This window comes from Desmonostoc muscorum LEGE 12446 (assembly GCF_015207005.2).
Classification (GTDB): Bacteria; Cyanobacteriota; Cyanobacteriia; order Cyanobacteriales; family Nostocaceae; genus Nostoc; species Nostoc muscorum.
In genome coordinates this window covers 7,074,322-7,098,595 of record NZ_JADEXS020000001.1, presented here as the reverse complement: position 1 = coordinate 7,098,595, position 24,274 = coordinate 7,074,322, and the positions used below count along the sequence as shown (strand labels likewise).

At 44.3% G+C, this 24,274-nt stretch carries 2 protein-coding genes (both running past the window's edge); both read right to left on the bottom strand.

Features of this window, described 5'->3' with window-relative positions; translation table 11 throughout:
* Nucleotides 1–11,614 carry the 5' portion of a non-ribosomal peptide synthase/polyketide synthase gene (locus IQ276_RS29395; RefSeq protein ID WP_255264360.1) on the bottom strand. 8,114 nt of this gene lie to the left of the window's left edge, so only the first 11,614 of its 19,728 coding nucleotides appear in the window; it begins with the start codon at nucleotides 11,612–11,614; its stop codon lies off the left edge, out of view.
* Nucleotides 11,611–24,274, bottom strand: the 3' portion of a protein-coding gene (locus tag IQ276_RS40400) for a non-ribosomal peptide synthase/polyketide synthase (RefSeq protein ID WP_255264359.1). The gene runs 6,404 nt beyond the window's last position; 12,664 of the gene's 19,068 nt are visible here — the last part of the coding sequence; its start codon lies beyond the right edge, outside the window; its stop codon occupies nucleotides 11,611–11,613. The genes IQ276_RS29395 and IQ276_RS40400 overlap by 4 nt, the downstream gene beginning before the upstream one ends.

The window sequence follows — 24,274 nt, the reverse complement described above, 5'->3', positions numbered from 1 at the left end:
AGCCTCGCTGCCAAATGGCAAAATCTGCATACTGAATTGGCAATGGCGGTAACAAACAAGGCTGCCCTATTGAATAAGCATTGTAGAGCGATCGCAACTCTTCGACAAACACACCCATTGACCAGCCATCACTGACAACATGGTGCATACACACTATTAACACGTGTTCTGTAGGAGACAGCACTACTAATGTTGCTCTGATTAATGTTTCACTTGCTAAGTCAAAAGGTTGGAGTGCTTGTTGTTGGGCTAATTGCTGTAAAGCGATTTCTGGAGAGTTTGTGGATAAATCCTTCAACTCAACAACTGTAATTGTCCAATTGCTTTGTGTTTGGATGATTTGAGTTGCTTTTCCATCAATTGTGATGAAATTAGTCCGTAATGTTTCGTGGCGTTGAATAATTTCTTTTAAGCTTTGTTCTAAGGCTGCAAATGAGAGAGTCCCCACTAAACGCAAAGCGGCAGGGATGTTGTAGAATGCACTATTCGGCTCGAACTGGTCTAAGAACCACAAACGCTGTTGAGCAAATGACAGTGGTAGTTCTGTGTTCTCAACTCTTGGTAAAATCGGTGGTGCAGAAAGTTCTAAGTCTTGTTGCTGCAACTGTTGAATGTTTTGCGACAATTGGGCAATTGTTGGTGCTGCAAATAAGCTACGCAATGGTAGTTCTACTTTTAAACTGGTACGCACGCGGGAGATGAGTTGCGTTGCTAGTAGCGAGTGCCCTCCAATTTCAAAGAAGTTATCATGGATGCCTACTCGCTCTATTTTCAGCACTTGTGTCCAAATCAGCGCCAAGATTTCTTCCATCGCTGTGCGCGGTGCGACATATTTTTCTCCTAGTTGACTACTTGCTTCTGGTGCTGGTAAAGCGCGGCGGTCTATTTTGCCACTGGGAGTTAGGGGTAAAGACTCGAGGATGACTATTGCAGTAGGCATCATATAGTCTGGTAACTTTTCTTTGAGGAAGCTACGTACTTGACTGATTACGGGTGTCTGCTGTGGCTGTGGAACAATATAAGCAACTAGCCGTTTATCCCCGGTCGGATCAATGCGTGCAATGACACAACATGCTTGCACATCCCGATGTTGGCTAACTACACCTTCAATTTCGCCCAACTCAATGCGGAAGCCCCGGATTTTCACTTGGTTGTCAATGCGTCCCAGGTATTGGATGTTCCCATCTGGCAAATAGCGTGCCAAATCCCCTGTTTTGTAGAGGCGTTCTCCCCCCGTGCCTCTGTGTTCCCTTTGTCCCCTGAAGGGGTTGGAGATAAACCGTTCGGCTGTCAGTTCGTCCCGATTGAGATAGCCACGGGTTACCCCACCGCCACCAACATACATCTCGCCAGGAATTCCAATCCCCACTGGCTGTAAATGTTGATCTAGTATATATACCTGTAAATCAGGAATCGGGCGACCAATTATACTTGCTGTGCCATCCAAATCGCCTTTGGTTAATGGATAATAAGTTACGTGTACGGTAGTTTCTGTAATCCCGTACATATTTACTAACTGAGGTGATTGGTCGCCGTGGCGTTCAAACCAAGGCTGCAAACTCTTAATTTCAAGGCTCTCTCCACCGAAAATAACTAGGCGCAACTTCAAATCGCCAACAGTTGCCATTGACTGTTCTGCTGTAATTAACTGGCAGAAGGCTGAAGGTGTTTGATTGAGAACTGTGACTTTGTGTTGACACAATAACTCATAAAAGGATTCTGGCGATCGCGTCACCAAATAAGGTACTACTACTAGTTTTCCGCCATACAACAATGCACCCCAAATTTCCCACACGGAAAAGTCAAAGGCATAAGAGTGGAATAGTGTCCACACATCTTGAGAATTGAAGTCATACCAAGGTTCTGTCGCTGCAAATAGACGAGTTACATGATTGTGGTTGACTAAAACGCCTTTGGGCTTGCCTGTGGAACCAGAAGTGTAGATAACGTATGCGAGGTTACTGGGGATTGCTCCATTTTCGGGGTTTGATTCGGACTGTTGAGCAATTTTTTGCCAATCGGAGTCTAAGCAAACAAGTTGTGCCTGATGCTTTTGTAATTTGTCAACCAGATGGTTTTGAGTCAGCAGCACAGACACAGCAGCATCTTCTAACATGAAACTCAAACGTTCTTGAGGATACTCCGGGTCAAGGGGCACATAAGCACCACCCGCCTTGAGAATGCCAAGTAATCCCACCACCATATCTATTGAACGCTCCACGCAAATCCCCACCAGCACATCAGCCCCCACTCCCAAGGACTGCAAGTAATGCGCCAACTGGTTAGCCCGACTATTCAATTCCCCGTAAGTAAGTTGCTGATTTTCAAACACCACTGCCACCGCATCCGGTGTCCTCAGACACTGCTCCTCAAACAACTGATGGATACATTTATCTATTGGGTAATCTACCTGTGTATCATTCCACTCAACTAATAACTGGTGTTGCTCAACTTCTGTGAGCATTGGCAATTGAGAAATTCGCTCGCTGGGATTAGCCACAATTGCCGAAAGCATTGTGACAAAATGCCCCAGCATTCTGGTAATCGCCCCAGACTCAAATCGACTGGTATCATAGCTGACCTTGAGCAACAATTGCTGCTCACAGGCAGCTAAAATCGTTAGAGGATAATTTGTTTGTTCAATAGCCCCAAAATTTGAAACAGAAAAACTGCCATCACCTTGTAAAGCAGCACTATCCACCGGATAATTCTCAAAGACGACAATGCTCTCAAATAAAGACGTACCTCTGTTGACATCACTCAGAGCCTGAATCTCTACCAATGAACTATAGGAAAATTGCTCAGACTCCACCTGTTGGGCTTGTAAATCCTTCAACAAACTCAGCAGTTGAGTATCATCAGAGATTTGCACCCGCACAGGCAGAGTATTAATAAATAATCCCACCATCGACTCCACACCCACAAGGGATGGCGGACGACCAGACACAGTAGCACCAAAAACCACATCAGTTTCTTGACTGTAGCGAGACAGTAGTAATGCCCAAGTCGCCTGCACCAAATTGTTTATAGTCAATTGATGCTGCCGCACAAAAGACTTGACTGCGGCAGTTGCTGATACCGTTAACTGAATTTGTTGTTCACCATAACCGGAATGCTGATGACGATTTGACAATGGTTTATCCACCGTCAAGGGAGTGGGCGCAGTAAAACCTTGGAGTTTTTGTCGCCAAAAATCTGCTGCTAAATCTCGATTTTGTTGCTGTAGCCAAGCAATGTAATTGCGGTAGCCCAGAGTTGGTTGCAACGGTAAAGCTTCACCATCATAAATTGCTTGATAAGACTCCAACAAATCTTGGAAAACTAAAGGTAACGACCAGCCATCAAGTAATAAATGATGATGACACCAAACAAATTGATAAGTATGTTCATCCAATTGCAGCAGATGCAGGCGCATCAATGGCGCTTGTGTGAGTTGAAAACTTTGTTGTCGCTGGTCATCAAGAAAAGTTTTTAATTGCTGTTGCTGCTGTTGTGGAGATAACTCTCGCAAATCTACATTAACGACGCTCACCTCAACCTGTCGATAGACAATTTGAATTGGCTGGTTCAAAGACTCCCAAACAAAACCAGTGCGGAAAATAGAATGCTTTTCTACTACTTGCTGCCAAGCTTTTTCAAAAGCTTCCACATCCAGGTTTCCGTTGAAAGTGCAAATCACCTGTTCAAAATATACGCCGGAGTCTGGAGCATACAAACTTTCAAACAGCATCCCCTCTTGCATGGGAGATAACGGATAAATATCCTCAATATTTTGCCAATTAGTTTTACCCAGTTGCAGTTGCAATGGTAGTCTTGCCAAGACTCCATCGAGTTCTTGTTGATTAAGTTTGATCAATGGGAAATCTGTTGGCGTATAACCTGCATTTTCTGGGGATAAACAATGAGCAATTAGCTTCTGCAAAGTTTCAACAAAATAAGCGGCAATATTCTCAATGGTTCTCTGCTGATGGATATTGCTACTATATATCCAATTTATTTGCAGCCTTTCGTTTGTAATTATGGCATTAACATCTAGTAGACTTGAACGCTGACCTTGTAAACTCTGGCTTTGTCCGCTAGACTCACTAGCCAATTGCACCAAAGAAGATGTATTTACAACTTGAGTAAATTGACCCAGATAATTGAAGCTAATCTCTGTTGTGGGAATTGTCTGTAGTTTAGCTAGTATTTCTGCATCAACATTTAGATAGCGCAATAAGCCGTAGCCAATGCCTTTGTTGGGAATTTTTCGTAATTGTTCCTTGACAGATTTTAAAGCATTCCCAAGATCTTCAAAGTCTATTGCTGAAAGTTTTAAAACCACCGGGAAAATCGTTGTAAACCAACCAATAGTCCGTGATAAGTCTAGACCATCAATAATATCTTCCCGCCCATGACCTTCTAAGTTGAACAACACCGACTCACTATTAGTCCATCTGCTCAAAACTAACCCTAAGGCACTCAACAACACATCGTTAATCTGTGTTTTGTAAGCTTTCGGCACATCTTGCAACAGTGCTTGAGTTTGTACCTCATCTAATGACACTGATACTGTATTAACTGATGCCGCAGTGTTTATTCCATCTGCATAGTCTAAAGGTAGAGAAGCAACTGCACACTCAGACGCACTCAACCAATAACTCAGTTCTGATTTCAAGATATTTGATTGGGCATATTCTGTCAGTCGTTGCGCCCAATCTTTGAAGGATGTGGTTTTGGCTGGTAGTTGAATGGCTTGCCCAAGACTTAGTTGCTCGTATGCTGTTTGCAAATCTTCTAACAATATCCGCCAGGAAACACCGTCTACTACTAAGTGGTGAATCACAATCAGTAATCGCGCTCTTTTGTTAATTCCTAACCAGAACAATGCCACTTGTACGAGATTTTTGTCCAGATTTAAACTCGCTTGTAATTCATTGGCTGTGCTTTCAATTACAGTTTCAAGCTGATTTTCTGGGATTGTTGACAGGTCGAAACGCGAGATAATATTGCTATCAGTTGGAGCGGCATGAATCTGCTGCCAAGTAGAGTCTGTTTGACTAAATCTCAAGCGCAGAGCATCGTGATGTCTGAGCAATTCCTGCCAGACTTGTTCTAATATTTCCACCTTCAGATCTGATGGAATCGAGAGTAGAAATGATTGATTAAAGTGGTGCTTTTCTGGGAGGTTCTGCTCAAAAAACCAGTGTTGAATGGGCGTTAAGGGTGATGTGCCAGTTACTAATCCTTGTTCAATGAAGAGTGCTTTTGTTGTGCCTGCTACTGTGGCTAATTGGGCGATTGTTTGATTGGCAAATAGTTGTTTGACTGTTAGTTCAATTCCAGCTAACTTGGCTCTGGTGATGATTTGAATGCTGAGGATGGAATCTCCACCTAGTTCAAAGAAGTTATCATCTATGCCAATTGATTCGACTCTGAGGACTTGCGCCCAAATTTCGGCTAATTTTTCTTCGATGGCGGTACGTGGTGCCACTAAGGTGGTTTCTATTCCAGCCCGTGATTCTGGTTCTGGTAGGGCGCGACGGTCTATTTTGCCGTTGGGGGTTAACGGTAAGGATTCCAGGATGACTATTACTGAAGGCACCATGTAGTCTGGTAGCTTTTCTTTGAGGAAGCTACGCACAACGCTGACTGTGGGTGTTTGCTGTGGCTTGGGTACGATGTAGCCCACTAGGCGTTTATTTCCAGGAATATCAACTCTTGCGATGACACAAGATGCTTGCACATCTGGGTGTTGGCTCAGCGCTGCTTCAATTTCTCCCAACTCAATGCGGAAGCCCCGGATTTTTACTTGGTTGTCGATGCGTCCCAGGTATTCGATGTTGCCATCTGGCAGATAACGCGCTAAGTCCCCAGTCTTATATAATTTTGACAAGTGACCTGTGACAAGTGACTTGTCAAACGGGTTGGGGATGAATTTTTCTTGTGTCAATTCTGGACGGTTGAGGTAGCCTCTTGCTAATCCCGCACCACCGATGTGCAGTTCTCCTGGTACACCTACGGGTACTGGTTGTAAATATTGATCTAATATATAAACCTGGGTGTTGGCAATTGGACGACCAATGGGGGGTGATATCTGAACGTGGTTTTTGTCAGCAACTAGCAACCCAGAAGTGGCGACAACAGTATTCTCAGTTGGACCATAATTGTTCACTACTTGGAAAGGAACTGAAACTGATGGATATTGATGAAGCTTGTCCCCTCCAGTCAGGATGCAACGCATTGCTAAACTTTCAGTAGTCCATGCCAAAGACAATAACTCCTGTGCCACTGGTGTTGGCACAAAACTAATCGTAATCTTGTTTGATGTCAACCAGTCTCGTAGATTTACTGGCGAGGTGAGGATTTCAGATTTGACTAAGTAGATACTTGCTCCTGCCGTTAGGTAAGGCCATAATTCCCATACAGCAGCGTCAAACGCTGTTCCTGCCAACTGCGTGGCTTTGTCTGATGAAGTGATTTCAAAAGCACGCTGATGCCAGAAGACTAAATTTAACAATCCTTTATAAGTAATCAGTACTCCCTTGGGTATCCCTGTAGAACCAGAGGTATAAATGACGTAAGCTAAGTTACTAGCTTGGACTTCGGTGATTAGATTATCCTGATTTAATTGAGAAATCAACTGCCACTGGGTATCCAAACAAACAAGCTGTGCTTGATGCTGGGGTAGTCTATCCACTAGATGCTGTTGTGTGAGCAGCAGTGAAACTTGAGTGTCTTCGAGCATAAAATGCAGACGGTCTTGGGGATACTCTGGGTCAAGGGGTACGTAAGCCCCACCGGCTTTGAGAATACCAAGTAATCCCACCACCATCTCTACAGAGCGCTCCACGCAAATACCCACCAGCACATCGGGAGCAACGCCCAATGAGCGCAAGTAATGTGCCAACTGGTTAGCACGAGAGTTCAACTCCCCGTAGGTAAGTTGTTGATTTTCAAACACCACTGCTACAGCATTAGGTGTCCTCAAACACTGCTCTTCAAACAACTGATGGATACATTTATCTATTGGATAATCTACCTGTGTATTATTCCACTCAACTAATAACTGCCGCGACTCAACGAATGTTAAGATGGGCAACTTGGAAATTCGCTGTTTGGGATTTGCCACGATTGCCGAAAGCATTGTGACAAAATGACCCTTCATCCGCTCAATGGTGCTGTTATCAAACAAGTCAGTGTTGTATTCCCAACCTCCCACTAGTCCAGTGGCAGTGTTTTCCATTGCCAAGGTCAGGTCAAACTTTGCTGTGGTGTTTTCTATTGGCAATGAACTGACACTTAAGCCTGTCAACTCTACTTGTGATATGGGTGCATTTTGCAGGGCAAACATCACCTGGAACAATGGTGTATGACTCAGGTCTCGTTCTCGCTGTAATTTTTCCACCAACATTTCAAACGGTAAGTCCTGATGAGCGTAAGCACTGAGTGCCATTTCCCGAATTTGAGGCAGTAATTCCTCAAAACTGGGGTCGCCCGAAAGATCTGTCCGTAAAACTAATGTGTTGACAAAAAAGCCTATTAACCCTTCTATTTCACTGCGATCGCGGTTGGCAATTGGTGAACCCACTAAAATGTCTGTTTGTCCTGTGTAGCGGTAAAGTAATGTGTTATATGCTGCCAACAACGTCATGAACAAGGTGACTCCTTGTTGCTGACTTAGTTGTGTCAATTTTTGAGTCAGTTCAACAGAGAGTGCAAATTCCACGTATGCACCGGCGAAAGTCTGCACGGCTGGTCTTGGTCTGTCTGTGGGTAGTGGCAAGAATGTGGGTGCGTCTCCCAGTTGTTGTTGCCAATAATCCAATTGCTTTTGTAATACCTCGCCTTGCAACCAGCCTCGCTGCCAAATGGCAAAATCTGCGTACTGAATTGGCAGTGGGGGTAACAAACAAGGCTGCCCTGTTGAATAAGCATTGTAGAGCGATCGCAATTCTTCGACAAACACACCCATTGACCAGCCATCACTGACAACATGGTGCATACACACTATTAACACGTGTTCTGTAGGAGACAGCACTACTAATGTTGCTCTGATTAATGTTTCACTTGCTAAGTCAAATGATTGAAGTGCTTGTTGTTGGGCTAATTGCTGTAAAGCGATTTCTGGAGAGTTTGTGGATAAATCCTTCAACTCAACAACTGTTACTTTCCAATTGCTCTGTGTTTGGATGATTTGAGTTGCTTTTCCATCAATTGTGATGAAATTAGTCCGTAATGTTTCGTGGCGTTGAATAATTTCTTTTAAGCTTTGTTCTAAGGCTGCAAATGAGAGAGTCCCCACTAAACGCAAAGCGGCAGGGATGTTGTAGAATGCACTATTCGGCTCGAACTGGTCTAAGAACCACAAACGCTGTTGAGCAAATGACAGTGGTAGGTCTGCATTATTAACCCGCCGATTGATGGGTGGTGCAGAAAGTTCCAAGTCTTGTTGCTGCAACTGTTGAATGTTTTGCGACAATTGAGCAATTGTTGGTGCTGCAAATAAGCTACGCAATGGTAGTTCTACTTTCAAGTTGGTACGCACACGGGAAATGAGTTGCGTTGCTAGTAGTGAGTGTCCTCCCAAGGTAAAGAAGTTATCATGGATGCCTACTCGCTCTACTTTCAGGACTTGTGTCCAAATCAGTGCCAGTATTTCTTCGATGGCTGTACGTGGGGCGACGTATTTTTCTGTTGATTCACTACTTGCTTCTGGTGCTGGTAAGGCGCGGCGGTCTATTTTGCCGTTGGCAGTTAGTGGGAGGGATTCTAAAAAGACTATGAAAGCAGGTACCATGTATTCTGGTAACTTGGACTTGAGGAAGCTATGCAGTTCACTAACTTTCGGTGTCTGCTGTGGCTGTGGAACGATGTAGGCGACTAGCCGTTTATCGCCGGTTGTATCAACGCCTGCAATGACACAACATACTTGCACATCCTCATGTTGGCTCAGTACGGCTTCAATTTCACCCAACTCAATGCGGAAGCCCCGGATTTTCACCTGGTTATCGATGCGTCCCAGGTATTCTATGTTGCCATCTGGTAGATAACGCGCTAAGTCTCCTGTCTTATATAATTTTGACAAGTGACCTGTGACTTGTGACTTGTCAAACGGGTTGGGGATGAATTTCTCTTGTGTTAACTCCGGACGGTTGAGGTAGCCTCTTGCTAATCCCGCACCACCGATGTGCAGTTCTCCTGGTACACCTACGGGTACTGGTTGTAAGTTTTGGTCAAGGATATAAAGTTGGATGTTGTCAATTGGACGACCAATAGGCACTGTCTTCAAATCACTCTCTGGTTGGCATTCCCAGAAGGTTACATCAATGGCAGCTTCTGTCGGACCATAGAGATTGTGTAATTGGCATCCTAAACGAGCAAAAAAGCGTTCCTGAAGTTCTAAAAGCAGTGCTTCGCCACTACAAATAACTCGCTTCAAGCTACTGCAATTTTTTGCACTTTCTTCTTCTAGGAAAACTTGGAGCATCGAAGGCACAAAATGCAGTGTAGTAACCTGCTGCTCTAATATTAGGTTCACCAAGTAACCACTATCTTTATGTCCACCTGGTTTAGCTACAACTAAACGCGCTCCAGTGAATAATGGCCAGAAAAACTCCCAAACTGAGACATCAAAGCTAAAAGGAGTTTTTTGTAAAACGCAATCTACTGCTGTTAATTGATATGTTTGTTGCATCCACAGCAGGCGATTGCAAATCCCTAAGTGGGTGTTTAATGCTCCCTTAGGCTTTCCGGTAGAACCAGATGTGTAAATCACATAAGCCAAGTTACTACCTTGCACAGCGGTGATTGGATTTTCTTGATTCCACTGAGAAATAAATTGCCAGCTAGTATCTAAGTAAACAAGTTGTGCTTGATGTTCTGGTAATCTTTCAACAAGATGCTGTTGAGTTAGCAGTACTGGAAGTTGAGCATCTTCAAGCATAAAGCCCAAGCGTTCAGTAGGATACTCAGGGTCAAGGGGCACATAAGCCCCACCCGCCTTCAGAATGCCCAACAGTCCCACCACCATTTCTACAGAACGCTCCACACAAATACCCACCAGTACATCTGCCCCTACTCCCAATGAGCGCAAGTAATGTGCCAACTGATTTGCACGAGTATTCAACTGCTCATAAGTCAGTTGTTGATTTTCAAACACCACTGCCACAGCATCCGGTGTGCGCTCTACCTGCTCCTCAAACAACTGATGGATACATTTATCTTGGGGATACTCTACCTGTGTATCATTCCACTCAACTAATAACTGCCGCAACTCAACTTCTGTGAGCATCGGCAATTGAGAAATTTCTTGCTGAGGATTAGCCACAATTGCCGAAAGCATTGTGACGAAATGCCCCAGCATTCGGCTAATCGCTCCAGACTCAAATCGACTAGTATCGTAGCTTACCTTCAGCAACAATTGCTCACCAGTGGTAGCTAAAAGCGTCAGAGGATAATTTGTTTGTTCAATAGCCCCAAAATTTGAAACAGAAAAACTGCCATCACCTTGTAAAGCAGCACTATCCACCGGATAATTCTCAAAGACGACAATGCTCTCAAATAAAGACGTACCTCTGTTGACATCACTCAGAGCCTGAATCTCTACCAATGAACTATAGGAAAATTGCTCAGACTCCACCTGTTGGGCTTGTAAATCCTTCAACAAACTCAGCAGTTGAGTATCATCAGAGATTTGCACCCGCACCGGCAGAGTATTAATAAATAATCCCACCATCGACTCCACACCCACAAGGGATGGTGGACGACCAGACACTGTTGCACCAAAAACTACATCAGTTTCTTGGCTGTAGCGAGACAGTAGTAATCCCCAAGTCGCCTGCACCAGATTATTTATAGTCAATTGATGCTGTCGCACAAAAGATCCGACTGCGGCTGTCGCTGACACCGTTAAATGAATTTGTTGTTCACTATAAGGGGAATGCTCTTTTTGACTTGACAATGGTTTATCCACCGTCAAGGGAGTGGGTGCAGTAAAACCTTGGAGTTTTTGCCGCCAAAAATCTGCTGCTAAATCTCGATTTTGTTGCTGTAGCCAAGCAATGTAGTTACGGTAGCCCAGAGTTGGTCTTTTCGGTAAAGCTTTACCATGAGAAATTGCTTGATAAAACTCTAACAAATCTTGGAAAACCAAAGGTAACGACCAGCCATCAAGTAATAAATGATGATGACACCAAACAAATTGATAAGTATGTTCATCCAATTGCAGCAGATGTAAGCGCATCAATGGCGCTTGTGTGAGTTGAAAACTTTGTTGTCGCTGGTCATCAAGAAAAGTCTTTAATTGCTGTTGCTGGTCTTGTGGAGATAACTGCCGCCAGTCATCAGTAACGATGCTCACCTGAACCTGTCGATAGACAATTTGAATTGGCTGGCTCAAAGACTCCCAAACAAAACCAGTGCGGAAAATAGAATGCTTTTCTACTACTTGCTGCCAAGCTTTTTCAAAAGCTTCCACATCAAGGTTTCCGTTAAAAGTGCAAATTACCTGTTCAAAATATACTCCCGAATCTGGAGCATACAAACTTTCAAACAGCATCCCCTCTTGCATGGGAGATAACGGATAAATATCCTCAATATTTTGTCGGTTACTTTTGCTAAGTTCTAGTTTCATAGATTTGCTAATATTTGATCAAGTTCTAGTTGATTAAGTTGGATTAACGGGAAATCTGTTGGCGTATAACCTGCATTTTCCGGCGATAAACAATGAGCAATGATTTCTTGCAGAGTTTCAACAAAATAAGCGGCAATATTCTCAATAGTTGTCTGCTGATGGATATGAGTACTGTAAGTCCAATGGATTTGTAGCCGTTCGTTTGCAATGATGGCATTAACATCTAGCAGACTTGAACGCTGACCTTGTAAACTCTGGCTTTCTCCACTAGATTCATCAGCCAACTGCACTAAAGAAGATGTATTCACAACTTGAGTAAATTGACCCAAATAATTGAAGCTAATCTCTGAAGCAGGAATTGTCTGTAGTTGAGCTAGGATTTCTGGTTGAGCATTGAGATAACGCAATAAGCCGTAACCAATGCCTTTATTCGGAATTGCACGCAATTGCTCCTTGACAGATTTCAAAACATTGCCAAGGTCATCTGTGACTGACAGTTGAACAAACACCGGGAAAATTGTTGTAAACCAACCAATAGTCCGTGATAAGTCTACACCATCGATAATATCTTCCCGCCCATGACCTTCTAAGTTGAACAATACCGATTCACTATTAGTCCATCTGCTCAAAACTAACCCTAAAGCAGTCAACAAGACATCGTTAATCTGTGTTTTATAAGCTTTCGGTACATCTTGTAGCAGTGCTTGGGTTTGTGCTTCATCTAATGATACTGATACTCTACTAACCGATGCCGCTGTGTTTACTCCTTGTGGATAGTCTACTGGCAGTGGAGAAATTGACCTCTCACATCCCCTCAACCAATAACTCAGTTCTGATTTCAAGATATCTGATTGGGCATATTCTGTCAGTCGTTGCGCCCAATCTTTGAAGGATGTGGTTTTAGCAGGTAGTTGAATGGTTTGACCTTGAATCAGTTGCTCATAAAGGGTCTGCAAATCTTCTAACAATATCCGCCAGGAAACACCGTCTACTACTAAGTGGTGAATCACAATCAGTAATCGCGCTCTTTTGTTAATTCCTAACCAGAACAATGCCACTTGTACAAGATTTTCTGAGAGATTTAAACTCGCTTGTAGTTCATTGGCTGTGCTTTCAATTGTCTTTTCAACCTCAGTTTCTTCTACTGTCGATAAGTCGAAACGCTCTATGCTAATCTCATCAGTTGGAGCGGTGTGAACAGCTTGCCAAAATCCGTCTGTTTGGCTAAATCGCAGCCGGAGAGCATCGTGATGTCTAAGCAACTGTTGCCAGACTTGCTCTAATATTTCTATCTTCAGGTCTGATGGTACTGAGAGTAGAAATGATTGATTAAAGTGGTGCTTTTCTGGGAGATTCTGCTCAAAAAACCACTGTTGAATGGGCGTTAAGGGTGATGTGCCAGTTACTAATCCTTGTTCAATGAAGAGTGCTTTTGTTGTGCCTGCTACTGTGGCTAATTGAGCGATTGTTTGATTGGCAAATAGTTGTTTGACTGTTAGCTCAATTCCAGCTAACTTGGCTCTGGTGATAATTTGAATGCTGAGGATGGAGTCTCCACCTAGTTCAAAGAAGTTATCATCTATGCCAATTGATTCGACTCTGAGGACTTGCGCCCAAATTTCGGCTAATTTTTCTTCGATGGCGGTACGTGGTGCCACTAAGGTGGTTTCTATTCCAGCCCGTGATTCTGGTTCTGGTAGGGCGCGACGGTCTATTTTGCCGTTGGGGGTTAACGGTAAGGATTCCAGGATGACTATTACTGAAGGCACCATGTAGTCTGGTAGCTTTTCTTTGAGGTAGCTACGCACAACGCTGATTGTGGGTGTTTGCTGTGGCTTGGGTACGATGTAGCCCACTAGGCGTTTATTTCCAGGAATATCAACTCTTGCGATGACACAAGATGCTTGCACATCTTCGTGTTGGCTCAATGCTGCTTCGATTTCTCCCAACTCGATGCGGAAGCCCCGGATTTTTACTTGGTTGTCGATGCGTCCCAGGTATTCTATGCTGCCATCTGGTAAGTAACGTGCTAAGTCTCCGGTTTTGTAGAGACGTTCGGAATTAGAGGATTGGTCTTCTGTTTCCCCTCTGCCCCTCTGCCCCCCTGCTCCCCTGCCTCCAACAAACGGGTTGGGGATGAATTTCTCCTGGGTTAAGTCGGGGCGGTTGAGGTAGCCTCTTGCTAATCCCGCACCACCAATGTGCAGTTCTCCTGCTACACCTACGGGTACTGGTTGTAAGTTTTGGTCTAATATATAAACCTGGGTGTTGGCAATTGGACGACCAATGGAAACTTTCTGGTCGTTGGGAGTGCATTTTGCGATTGTTGCACAAACACTGGCTTCTGTCGGTCCGTAGGCGTTGAAAAAGTTTCTCACAGCAGACCATTGTCGCATCAATTCAACGGTACAGGCTTCTCCAGCGACAATGATTGTTTGCAATGCCGGAAGTTTTTCTACGGGTAAGACTGCCACCGCCGATGGTGGTAGGGTGATATGGGTAATCCCATAATCGCTTAATCGAGCAATTAACGGCGTACCTGGCATTAAAGAGTCTTTTGTTCCCAGGTAAAGTCTAGCCCCTGAACCAAAAGCCATCAAAACTTCCGAGATAGAAGCATCAAAACTGAAGGAGGCAAACTGGAGAATTCGACTATCCGAAGTCAAGCCAAAAGTTTGAATCTGAGCTTGAGCTAGGTTGCACAATCCCCTATGCTCAACCATTACTCCTTTAGGTTTACCTGTGGAGCCGGAAGTGTAAATGACATTCGCTAGATTAAAAGCTGTGGCGACCCCAGTCAGGTTATCCTGTTTGTTTTGCAGAATTTCTTTCCAGACTTGCTCTAAGCAAACAACTTGTGCCTGATGCTGGGGTAGTCTATCCACTAGATGCTGTTGTGTGAGCAGCAGTGAAACTTGAGTGTCTTCGAGCATAAAATGCAGACGGTCTTGGGGATACTCTGGGTCAAGGGGTACGTAAGCCCCACCGGCTTTGAGAATACCAAGTAATCCCACCACCATCTCTACAGAGCGCTCCACGCAAATACCCACCAGCACATCGGGAGCAACGCCCAATGAGCGCAAGTAATGTGCCAACTGGTTAGCACGAGAGTTCAACTCCCCGTAGGTAAGTTGTTGATTTTCAAACACCACTGCTACAGCATTAGGTGTCCTCAAACACTGCTCTTCAAACAACTGATGGATACATTTATCTATTGGATAATCTACCTGTGTATTATTCCACTCAACTAATAACTGCCGCGACTCAACGAATGTTAAGATGGGCAACTTGGAAATTCGCTGTTTGGGATTTGCCACGATTGCCGAAAGCATTGTGACAAAATGACCCTTCATCCGCTCAATGGTGCTGTTATCAAACAAGTCAGTGTTGTATTCCCAACCTCCCACTAGTCCAGTGGCAGTGTTTTCCATTGCCAAGGTCAGGTCAAACTTTGCTGTGGTGTTTTCTATTGGCAATGAACTGACACTTAAGCCTGTCAACTCTACTTGTGATATGGGTGCATTTTGCAGGGCAAACATCACCTGGAACAATGGTGTATGACTCAGGTCTCGTTCTCGCTGTAATTTTTCCACCAACATTTCAAACGGTAAGTCCTGATGAGCGTAAGCACTGAGTGCCATTTCCCGAATTTGAGGCAGTAATTCCTCAAAACTGGGGTCGCCCGAAAGATCTGTCCGTAAAACTAATGTGTTGACAAAAAAGCCTATTAACCCTTCTATTTCACTGCGATCGCGGTTGGCAATTGGTGAACCCACTAAAATGTCTGTTTGTCCTGTGTAGCGGTAAAGTAATGTGTTATATGCTGCCAACAACGTCATGAACAAGGTGACTCCTTGTTGCTGACTTAGTTGTGTCAATTTTTGAGTCAGTTCAACAGAGAGTGCAAATTCCACGTATGCACCGGCGAAAGTCTGCACGGCTGGTCTTGGTCTGTCTGTGGGTAGTGGCAAGAATGTGGGTGCGTCTCCCAGTTGTTGTTGCCAATAATCCAATTGCTTTTGTAATACCTCGCCTTGCAACCAGCCTCGCTGCCAAATGGCAAAATCTGCGTACTGAACTGGCAGTGGCAATAAGGGAGAGGGTTGACCTATTGAATAAGCATTGTAGAGCGATCGCAATTCTTCGACAAACACACCCATTGACCAGCCATCACTGACAACATGGTGCATACACACTAATAACACGTGTTCTGTAAGAGACAGCACTACTAATGTTGCTCTAATTAATGTTTCACTTGCTAAGTCAAATGATTGAATCTCTTGTTCGTGGGTTAATTGCTCTACAGCTAGTTCTTGGGAGCTTGTGGATAAATGCTGCAAATCTACAACTGTTACTTTCCAATTGGTTTGTGTTTGGATGATTTGAGTTGCTTTTCCATCAACTGTGATGAAATTAGTCCGTAATGTTTCGTGGCGTTGAATGATTTCTTTTAAGCTTTGTTCTAAGGCTGCAAATGAGAGAGTCCCCACTAAACGCAAAGCGGCAGGGATGTTGTAGAATGCACTATTCGGCTCGAACTGGTCTAAGAACCACAAACGCTGTTGAGCAAATGACAGTGGTAGTTCTGTGTTCTCAACTCTTGGTAAAATCGGTGGTGCAGAAAGTTCTAAGTCTTGTTGCTGCAATTGTTGAATGTTTTGTGACAATTGGGCAATTGTTGGTGCTGCAAATAAGCTACGCAATGGTAGTTCTACTTTCAAGTTGGTACGCACACGGGAAATGAGTTGTGTTGCTAGTAGTGAGTGTCCTCCCAAGGTAAAGAAGTTATCATGGATGCCTACTCGCTCTACTTTCAGGACTTGTGTCCAAATCAGCGCCAGTATTTCTTCGATGGCTGTACGTGGGGCGACGTATTTTTCTGTTGATTCACTACTTGCTTCTGGTGCTGGTAAAGCCCGGCGGTCTATTTTGCCGTTGGCAGTTAGTGGGAGGGATTCTAAAAAGACTATGAAAGCAGGTACCATGTATTCTGGTAACTTGGACTTGAGGAAGCTACGCACTTCACTAACTTTCGGTGTCTGCTGTGGCTGTGGAACAATATAAGCAACTAGCCGTTTATCCCCGGTTGTATCAACGCGTGCAATGACACAACATACTTGCACATCCTCATGTTGGCTCAGTACGGCTTCAATTTCACCCAACTCAATGCGGAAGCCCCGGATTTTCACCTGGTTATCGATGCGTCCCAGGTATTCTATGTTGCCATCTGGTAGATAACGCGCTAAGTCTCCTGTTTTGTACAGGCGTTCTTCCCCTCTGCCCCTCTGCTCCCCTGCACAAGTGCTTCTACCCAAGGGGTTGGGGATGAATTTTTCTTGTGTCAATTCTGGACGGTTGAGATAGCCTCTTGCTAATCCCGCACCACCGATGTGCAGTTCTCCTGGTACACCTACGGGTACTGGTTGTAAGTTTTGGTCTAATATATAAACCTGGGTGTTGGCAATTGGGCGTCCAATGGGAACGGAAGCATCTGGACTCAGTGAGGTTGGGATTTGATAACAGCAAGTAAAAGTTGTATTTTCTGTTGGACCGTAACCGTTAATCAGTTGACAGTTTTCCACAGTTTGTCGAAATTTATGCACATGGCTAACAGATAAAATATCACCACCTGCTAACAGTTGACGTAAGGGTTTTAAGGCATCAATCTTTTCATCTACCATTAAATGAAATAGACCTGCGGTTAGCCAAAGGGTGGTAACAAGGTATTGTTCAATAACTTGTGCTAATTCATCTATTGATGGGGTGTTAGCCGGAAAGATTACTAGTTTTCCACTGTTGAGTAAGCAACCCCAAATTTCAAAGGTTGCAGCGTCGAAGGAGATAGGTGCAACTTGTAGAAATACTTCTTTGGCAGAAAAAGTAACATAGTCAGTTTGTTTGACTAATCGAACTACACTTTGATGGACAATGCTCACACCTTTGGGTTGACCTGTAGAACCGCTTGTGTACATGACATAAGCTAAATCCTGAGCTTTGATACTAGTTTTGGGGTTGTTTTGTGTTTGTTGATTGATCAGATTGGAGTTTGTGTCTAAGCAAATTACACAAGCTGTGGAAGCTGGCAGTTTGTTAACTAGTTTTTCTTGAGTCAATAAGACTGAAAGTTGAGTGTCTTCTAACATGAAGCTCAAACGCTCAGTTGGATACTCAGGGTCAAGAGGCACATAAGCTCCACCTGCTTTGAGAATGCCAAGTAATCCTACGAGCATTTCCAATGAGCGCTCGACACAAATACCCACTAGCACATCTGCTCCCACGCCCAAGGAGCGTAAGTAATGTGCCAATTGGTTTGCACGACTATTCAATTCCTGATAAGTAAGTTGTTGATCTTTAAACACCACTGCTACGGCATCAGGTGTATGTTGTACCTGCTCCTCAAACAACTGATGGATACATTTATCTTGAGGATAGTCGCGGTGTGTATCATTCCACTCAACTAATAACTGGTGTTGCTCAACTTCTGTGAGCATTGGCAATTGGGAAATTCGCTCTTTGGGATTTGCCACAATTGCCGAAAGCATTGTGACAAAATGACCCGTCATCCGCTCAATGGTGCTGCTATCAAATAAGTCAGTGTTGTACTCCCACACACCGACTAGTCCAGTAGCAGTGTTTTCCATTGCCAAGGTAAGATCAAACTTTGCTGTGGTGCTTTCTATTGGCAGACGATTTATAGTTAACCCAGTCAACTCTATTTGTGACATGGGTGCATTTTGCAGTGCAAACATCACCTGGAACAATGGTGTATGACTCAGGTCTCGTTCTGGGTGCAATGCCTCTACTAGCATTTCAAACGGTAAATCCTGATGAGCGTAGGCGCCTAGTGCCATTTCCCGAATTTGAGGCAGTAATTCCTCAAAACTGGGGTCGCCCGAAAGATCTGTCCGTAAAACTAATGTGTTGACAAAAAAGCCAATTAACCCTTCTATTTCAGAGCGATCGCGGTTGGCAATGGGAGACCCAACCAAAATGTCTGTTTGTCCTGTGTAACGGTAAAGTAGGGTATCATAAGCTGCCAACAACGTCATGAACAAGGTGACTCCTTGTTGCTGACTCAGTTGTGTCAATTTTTGAGTTAGTTCAACAGACAGTGCAAATTCCACATATGCACCTGCGAAAGTCTGCACAGCTGGTCTTGGTCGGTCTGTGGGTAATGGCAAGAATGTGGGTGCGTCTCCCAGTTGTTGTTGCCAATAATCCAATTGGCTTTGTAATACCTCGCCTTGCAACCATTGTCTTTGCCAAATAGCAAAATCTGCGTACTGAATTGGCAGTGGGGGTAACAAACAAGGCTGCCCTATTGAATAAGCATTGTAGAGCGATCGCAATTCTTCGACAAACACACCCATTGACCAGCCATCACTGACAACATGATGCATACACACTATTAACACGTGTTCTGTAGGAGACAGCACTACTAATGTTGCTCTGATTAATGTTTCACTTGCTAAGTCAAAAGGTTGGAGTGCTTGTTGTTGGGCTAATTGCTGTAAAGCGATTTCTGGAGAATTTGTGGATAAATCCTTCAACTCAACAACTGTAATTGTCCAATTGCTTTGTGTTTGGATGATTTGAGTCGCTTTTCCATCAATTGTGATGAAATTAGTCCGTAATGTTTCGTGGCGTTGAATAATTTCTTTTAAGCTTTGTTCTAAGGCTGCAAATGAGAGAGTCCCCACTAGACGCAAAGCAGCAGGGATATTGTAGAAGGCACTATTCGGCTCGAACTGGTCTAAAAACCATAAACGCTGTTGAGCAAATGACAGTGATAGTTCTGCATTCTCAACTCTTGGTAAGATGGGTGGCGCAGAAAGTTCTAAGTTTTGTTGCTGCAACCTTTGAATGTTTTGGGATAATTCCTCGATTGTTGGTGCTGCAAATAAGCTACGCAATGGTAGTTCTACTTTCAAGGTAGTACGCACGCGGGAGATCAGTTGTGTTGCTAGTAGTGAGTGCCCTCCCAGTTCAAAAAAGTTATCGTGTATGCCTACTGGCTCTACTTTCAGGACTTGTGTCCAAATCAGTGCCAGTATTTCTTCGATGGGGGTGCGGGGTGCAACGTATTTTTCTGTTGATTCACTACTTGGCTGTGGTGCTGGTAAGGCGCGGCGGTCTACTTTGCCACTAGGAGTTAGCGGTAAGGATTCCAAGATGACTATTGCACTTGGCACCATGTATTCTGGTAACTTGGACTTGAGGAAGCTACGCAGTTCAGTAACTTTTGGTGTCTGCTGTTTTTGTGGCACGATGTAGGCGACTAGTCGTTTATCCCCAGTCGTATCAACGCGTGCGATGACACAACATGCTTGCACATCTTGATATTGGCTCAGTACGGCTTCTATTTCGCCCAACTCAATGCGGAAGCCCCGGATTTTCACCTGGTTGTCAATACGCCCCAGGTATTCGATGTTGCCATCTGGTAAATAACGCGCTAAGTCCCCAGTCTTATATAATTTTGACAAGTGACCTGTGACTTGTGACTTGTCAAACGGGTTAGGGATAAATTTCTCTTGTGTCAATTCTGGACGGTTGAGGTAGCCGCGTGCTAAAGCCACACCACCAATGTGCAGTTCTCCTGGTACACCAACAGGTACAGGCTTTTGATACTCATCCAGGATGTAGATTTGCGTGTTGGCAATGGGACGCCCAATGGCAGGAAGTAGCGGCCAACTCTCCACTGAATCAGTCAAAGTCAAACTGGTGACAACATGGCTCTCCGATGGACCGTAATGATTATGCAGAGTACAGTCAGTTAGCTTACTTAACCAATTGCAAATGGCAGGAGTAATCTGTAATTGTTCCCCAGCAGTAATAATTTCCCTGAGATTACTACTCACTGATTCATTGGCAACAGCAACTTCGGCTAGTTGCTGTAAACCAACAAACGGAACAAATAGTCTTTCAACAGCTTGTTGTTGGAGTAAATCTAATAAAGCCAATGGTTCCCGGCGCAATTGCTCCCCAATCAACACCAATGTGCCACCATTACACCACGTCGAGAACATTTCTTGAAACGAAACATCAAAGCTCACAGGTGCAAATTGCAGGGTTTTGACTCCACCTGGAATTGTCGTATTTTCTACTTGCCACAGGATGAGATTGCAAAGAGCAGACTGATTCATGGCTACGCCCTTAGGTTGACCTGTGGAACCACTTGTGTAAATCACGTAACCCAAGTTATTCCCAAGGACGCCAGAGAGTACATTGTCCTGACTCAACTGTGAAATGATTTGCCAGTCGGTATCTAAGCAAACAAGTTGTGCCTGACGGTGGGGTAATTTGTCCACTAGATGGTTTTGGGTTAGCAGCACAGACACATGAGCATCTTCTAACATGAAGCTTAAGCGCTCAGTCGGATACTCAGGGTCAAGTGGCACATAAGCCCCACCCGCCTTCAGAATCCCAAGTAATCCCACCACCATTTCTATTGAGCGCTCGACACAAATACCCACTAGCACATCGGCTGACACTCCCAAGGACTGCAAGTAATGCGCCAATTGGTTAGCCCGAGAATTCAATTCACCATAGGTGAGTTGTTGCTGTTGAAAAACAACTGCCACAGCATCCGGGGTACTCAAACACTGTTCCTCAAATAACTGATGGATACATTTATCTCTTGGATAATCGGTTTGAGTATCATTCCACTCAATTAATAACTGCCGCTCTTCAGACTCTGTGAGCATTGGCAATTGGGAAATTCGCTGTTTGGGATTTTCCACAATTGCCTCCAGTAAGGTGACAAAATGACCCGTCATCCGCTCAATGGTGCTGCCATCAAACAAATCAGTGTTGTATTCCCATGCTCCCACTAGTCCAGTGGCAGTGTTTTCCATTGTTAAGGTCAGGTCAAACTTTGCTGTGGCGCTTTCTATTGGCAGATGGCTTATAGTTAACCCACTCAACTCTACTTGTGACATGGGTGCATTTTGCAGGACAAACATCACCTGGAACAATGGTGTATGACTCAGGTCTCGTTCTGGCTGCAATGCCTCTACTAGCATTTCAAAGGGCAAATCTTGATGAGCATAAGCGCCTAGTGCCATTTCCCGAATTTCAGGCAGTAATTCTTGAAAAGTGCGATCGCCATCAAGATTAGCCCGTAAAACTAATGTATTGACAAAAAAGCCAATTAGCCCTTCTATTTCTGTGCGATCGCGGTTGGCAATGGGAGACCCAACCAAAATGTCTGTTTGTCCTGTGTAGCGGTAAAGTAATGTATCATAAGCTGCCAACAGGGTCATAAATAAGGTGACGCCTTGTTGCTGACTCAGTTGTGTCAACTTTTGAGTCAGTTCAACAGACAGTGCAAATTCCACATATGCACCATGATAAGTCTGCACAGCAGGTCTTGGTCGGTCTGTGGGTAGTGCCAAGAATGTCGATGCGTCTCCTAGTTGTTGCTGCCAGTAACTCAATTGTTTTTGCAGTACTTCCCCTTGCAACCAGCCTCGCTGCCAAATAGCAAAATCTGCGTACTGAATTGGCAGTGGTGGTAACAAACAAGGCTGACCGATTGAATAAGCATTGTACAGGGCTGTTAACTCTTGGACAAACACACCAATTGACCAGCCATCTGAGACAACATGGTGCATACACACTATTAACACGTGTTCTGTTTCAGACAGCACTACTAATGTCGCTCTGATTAATACATCCGACGCTAAATCAAAAGGTTGAAGTGCTTGTTGTCGTCCCAATTCCTGTAAAGCGATTTCTGAAGAACTTGTAGATAAATCCTTGAAATCAACTACTGTTACTGTCCAATTCGTTTGTGTTTGAATGACTTGAGTTGCTTTTCCATCAATTGTGATGAAATTAGTCCGTAATGTTTCATGGCGTTGAATAATTTCTTTTAAGCTTTGTTCTAAAGCTGCAAATGAGAGAGTCCCCACTAGACGCAAAGCCGCAGGGATGTTGTAGAAGGCGCTATTCGGCTCGAACTGGTCTAAAAACCACAAACGCTGTTGAGCATAAGACAGTGGTAGTTCTGCGTTCTCAATTCTTGGCAAGATGGGTGGTGCAGAAAGTTCCAAGTCTTGTTGCTGCAACTGTTGAATGTTTTGGGACAATTGGGCAATTGTTGGTGCTGCAAATAAGCTACGCAATGGTAGTTCTACTTTCAAGCTGGTACGCACGCGGGAAATGAGTTGCGTTGCTAGTAGTGAGTGTCCTCCCAAGGTAAAGAAGTTATCATGTATGCCTACAACCTCTACTTTCAGGACTTGTGTCCAAATCAGTGCCAGTATTTCTTCGATGGGGGTGCGTGGGGCGACGTATTTTTCTGATAATTCACTACTTGGCTGTGGTGCTGGTAAGGCGCGGCGGTCTATTTTGCCGTTGGGAGTTAGTGGTAGAGATTCTAAGATGACTATGAAAGAAGGTACCATGTACTGTGGTAGCTTTTCCTTGAGGAAGCTATGCAGTTCACTAACTTTCGGTGTCTGCTGTGGCTGTGGAACGATGTAGGCGACTAAGCGTTTATCCCCTGGATTATCAACGCGTGCGATCGCACAACATACTTGCACATGCTCATGTTGGCTCAGTACGGCTTCAATTTCGCCCAATTCGATACGGAAGCCTCGAATTTTTACCTGGTTGTCGATGCGTCCCAGGTATTCTATGTTGCCATCTGGTAAATAACGGGCTAAGTCCCCTGTTTTGTACAGGCGTTCTTCCCCTCTGCCCCTCTGCTCCCCTGCACAAGTGCTTCTACCCAAGGGGTTGGGGATGAATTTTTCTTGTGTTAATTCTGGGCGGTTGAAGTAGCCGCGTGCTAATCCTGCACCACCGATGTGTAATTCTCCGGGTACACCGATGGGTACTGGTTGCAAGTTTTGGTCGAGGATATAAAGTTGGGTATTGGCGATCGCACGACCGATGGAAATTAAGCTATCCTGGTGGGAATCAAGTTGACATACTGATGACCAAATCGTAGTCTCTGTAGGCCCATAAAGGTTCCACAAAGAAGAACTGTTGGCAAGCAATTGATTGGCTAAATCCCAAGGTAAAGCTTCACCCCCGCAAAGTACTTTTAGATGGCTAGATTGGTAGTTGGCTTCTAAAAGTAATCTCCAAGTAGCTGGAGTTGCTTGCATGATTGTTGCCTTAGACTTCACAAGCAAGTCTAATAACTCTCTGCCATCAAGGGTTGCGTCACGACGGGCTATAACCAGACATGCACCTACAGTTATAGGCAGAAAGATTTCTAAGGCAGCAATATCAAAGGCAATTGTAGTGATCCCAAGGAGTATATCTTCTTTTGTAATTCCTGGGCGCTGCTGCATGGCAGATAGGAAATTGCTCACAGCGTCATGTGAAATTTGCACACCTTTGGGCTGACCTGTAGAACCGGAAGTATAAATTACATAAGCCAAGCTACGAGTTTGTATAACAGTGATTGGATTGTCCTGACTGAACTGAGAAATCACTTGCCAATCAGTATCAAAGTTTACAAATTCCCCTTGATGTTCAGGTAGTTTGTCAATGAGTCCCTGTTGAGCCAGTAGCACTGACAATTGAGCATCTTTTAGTATGAAGCTTAAACGCTCAGTAGGATACTCAGGGTCAAGAGGTACATAAGCCCCACCCGCCTTGAGAATGCCAAGTAATCCCACCACCATTTCTACAGAACGCTCGACA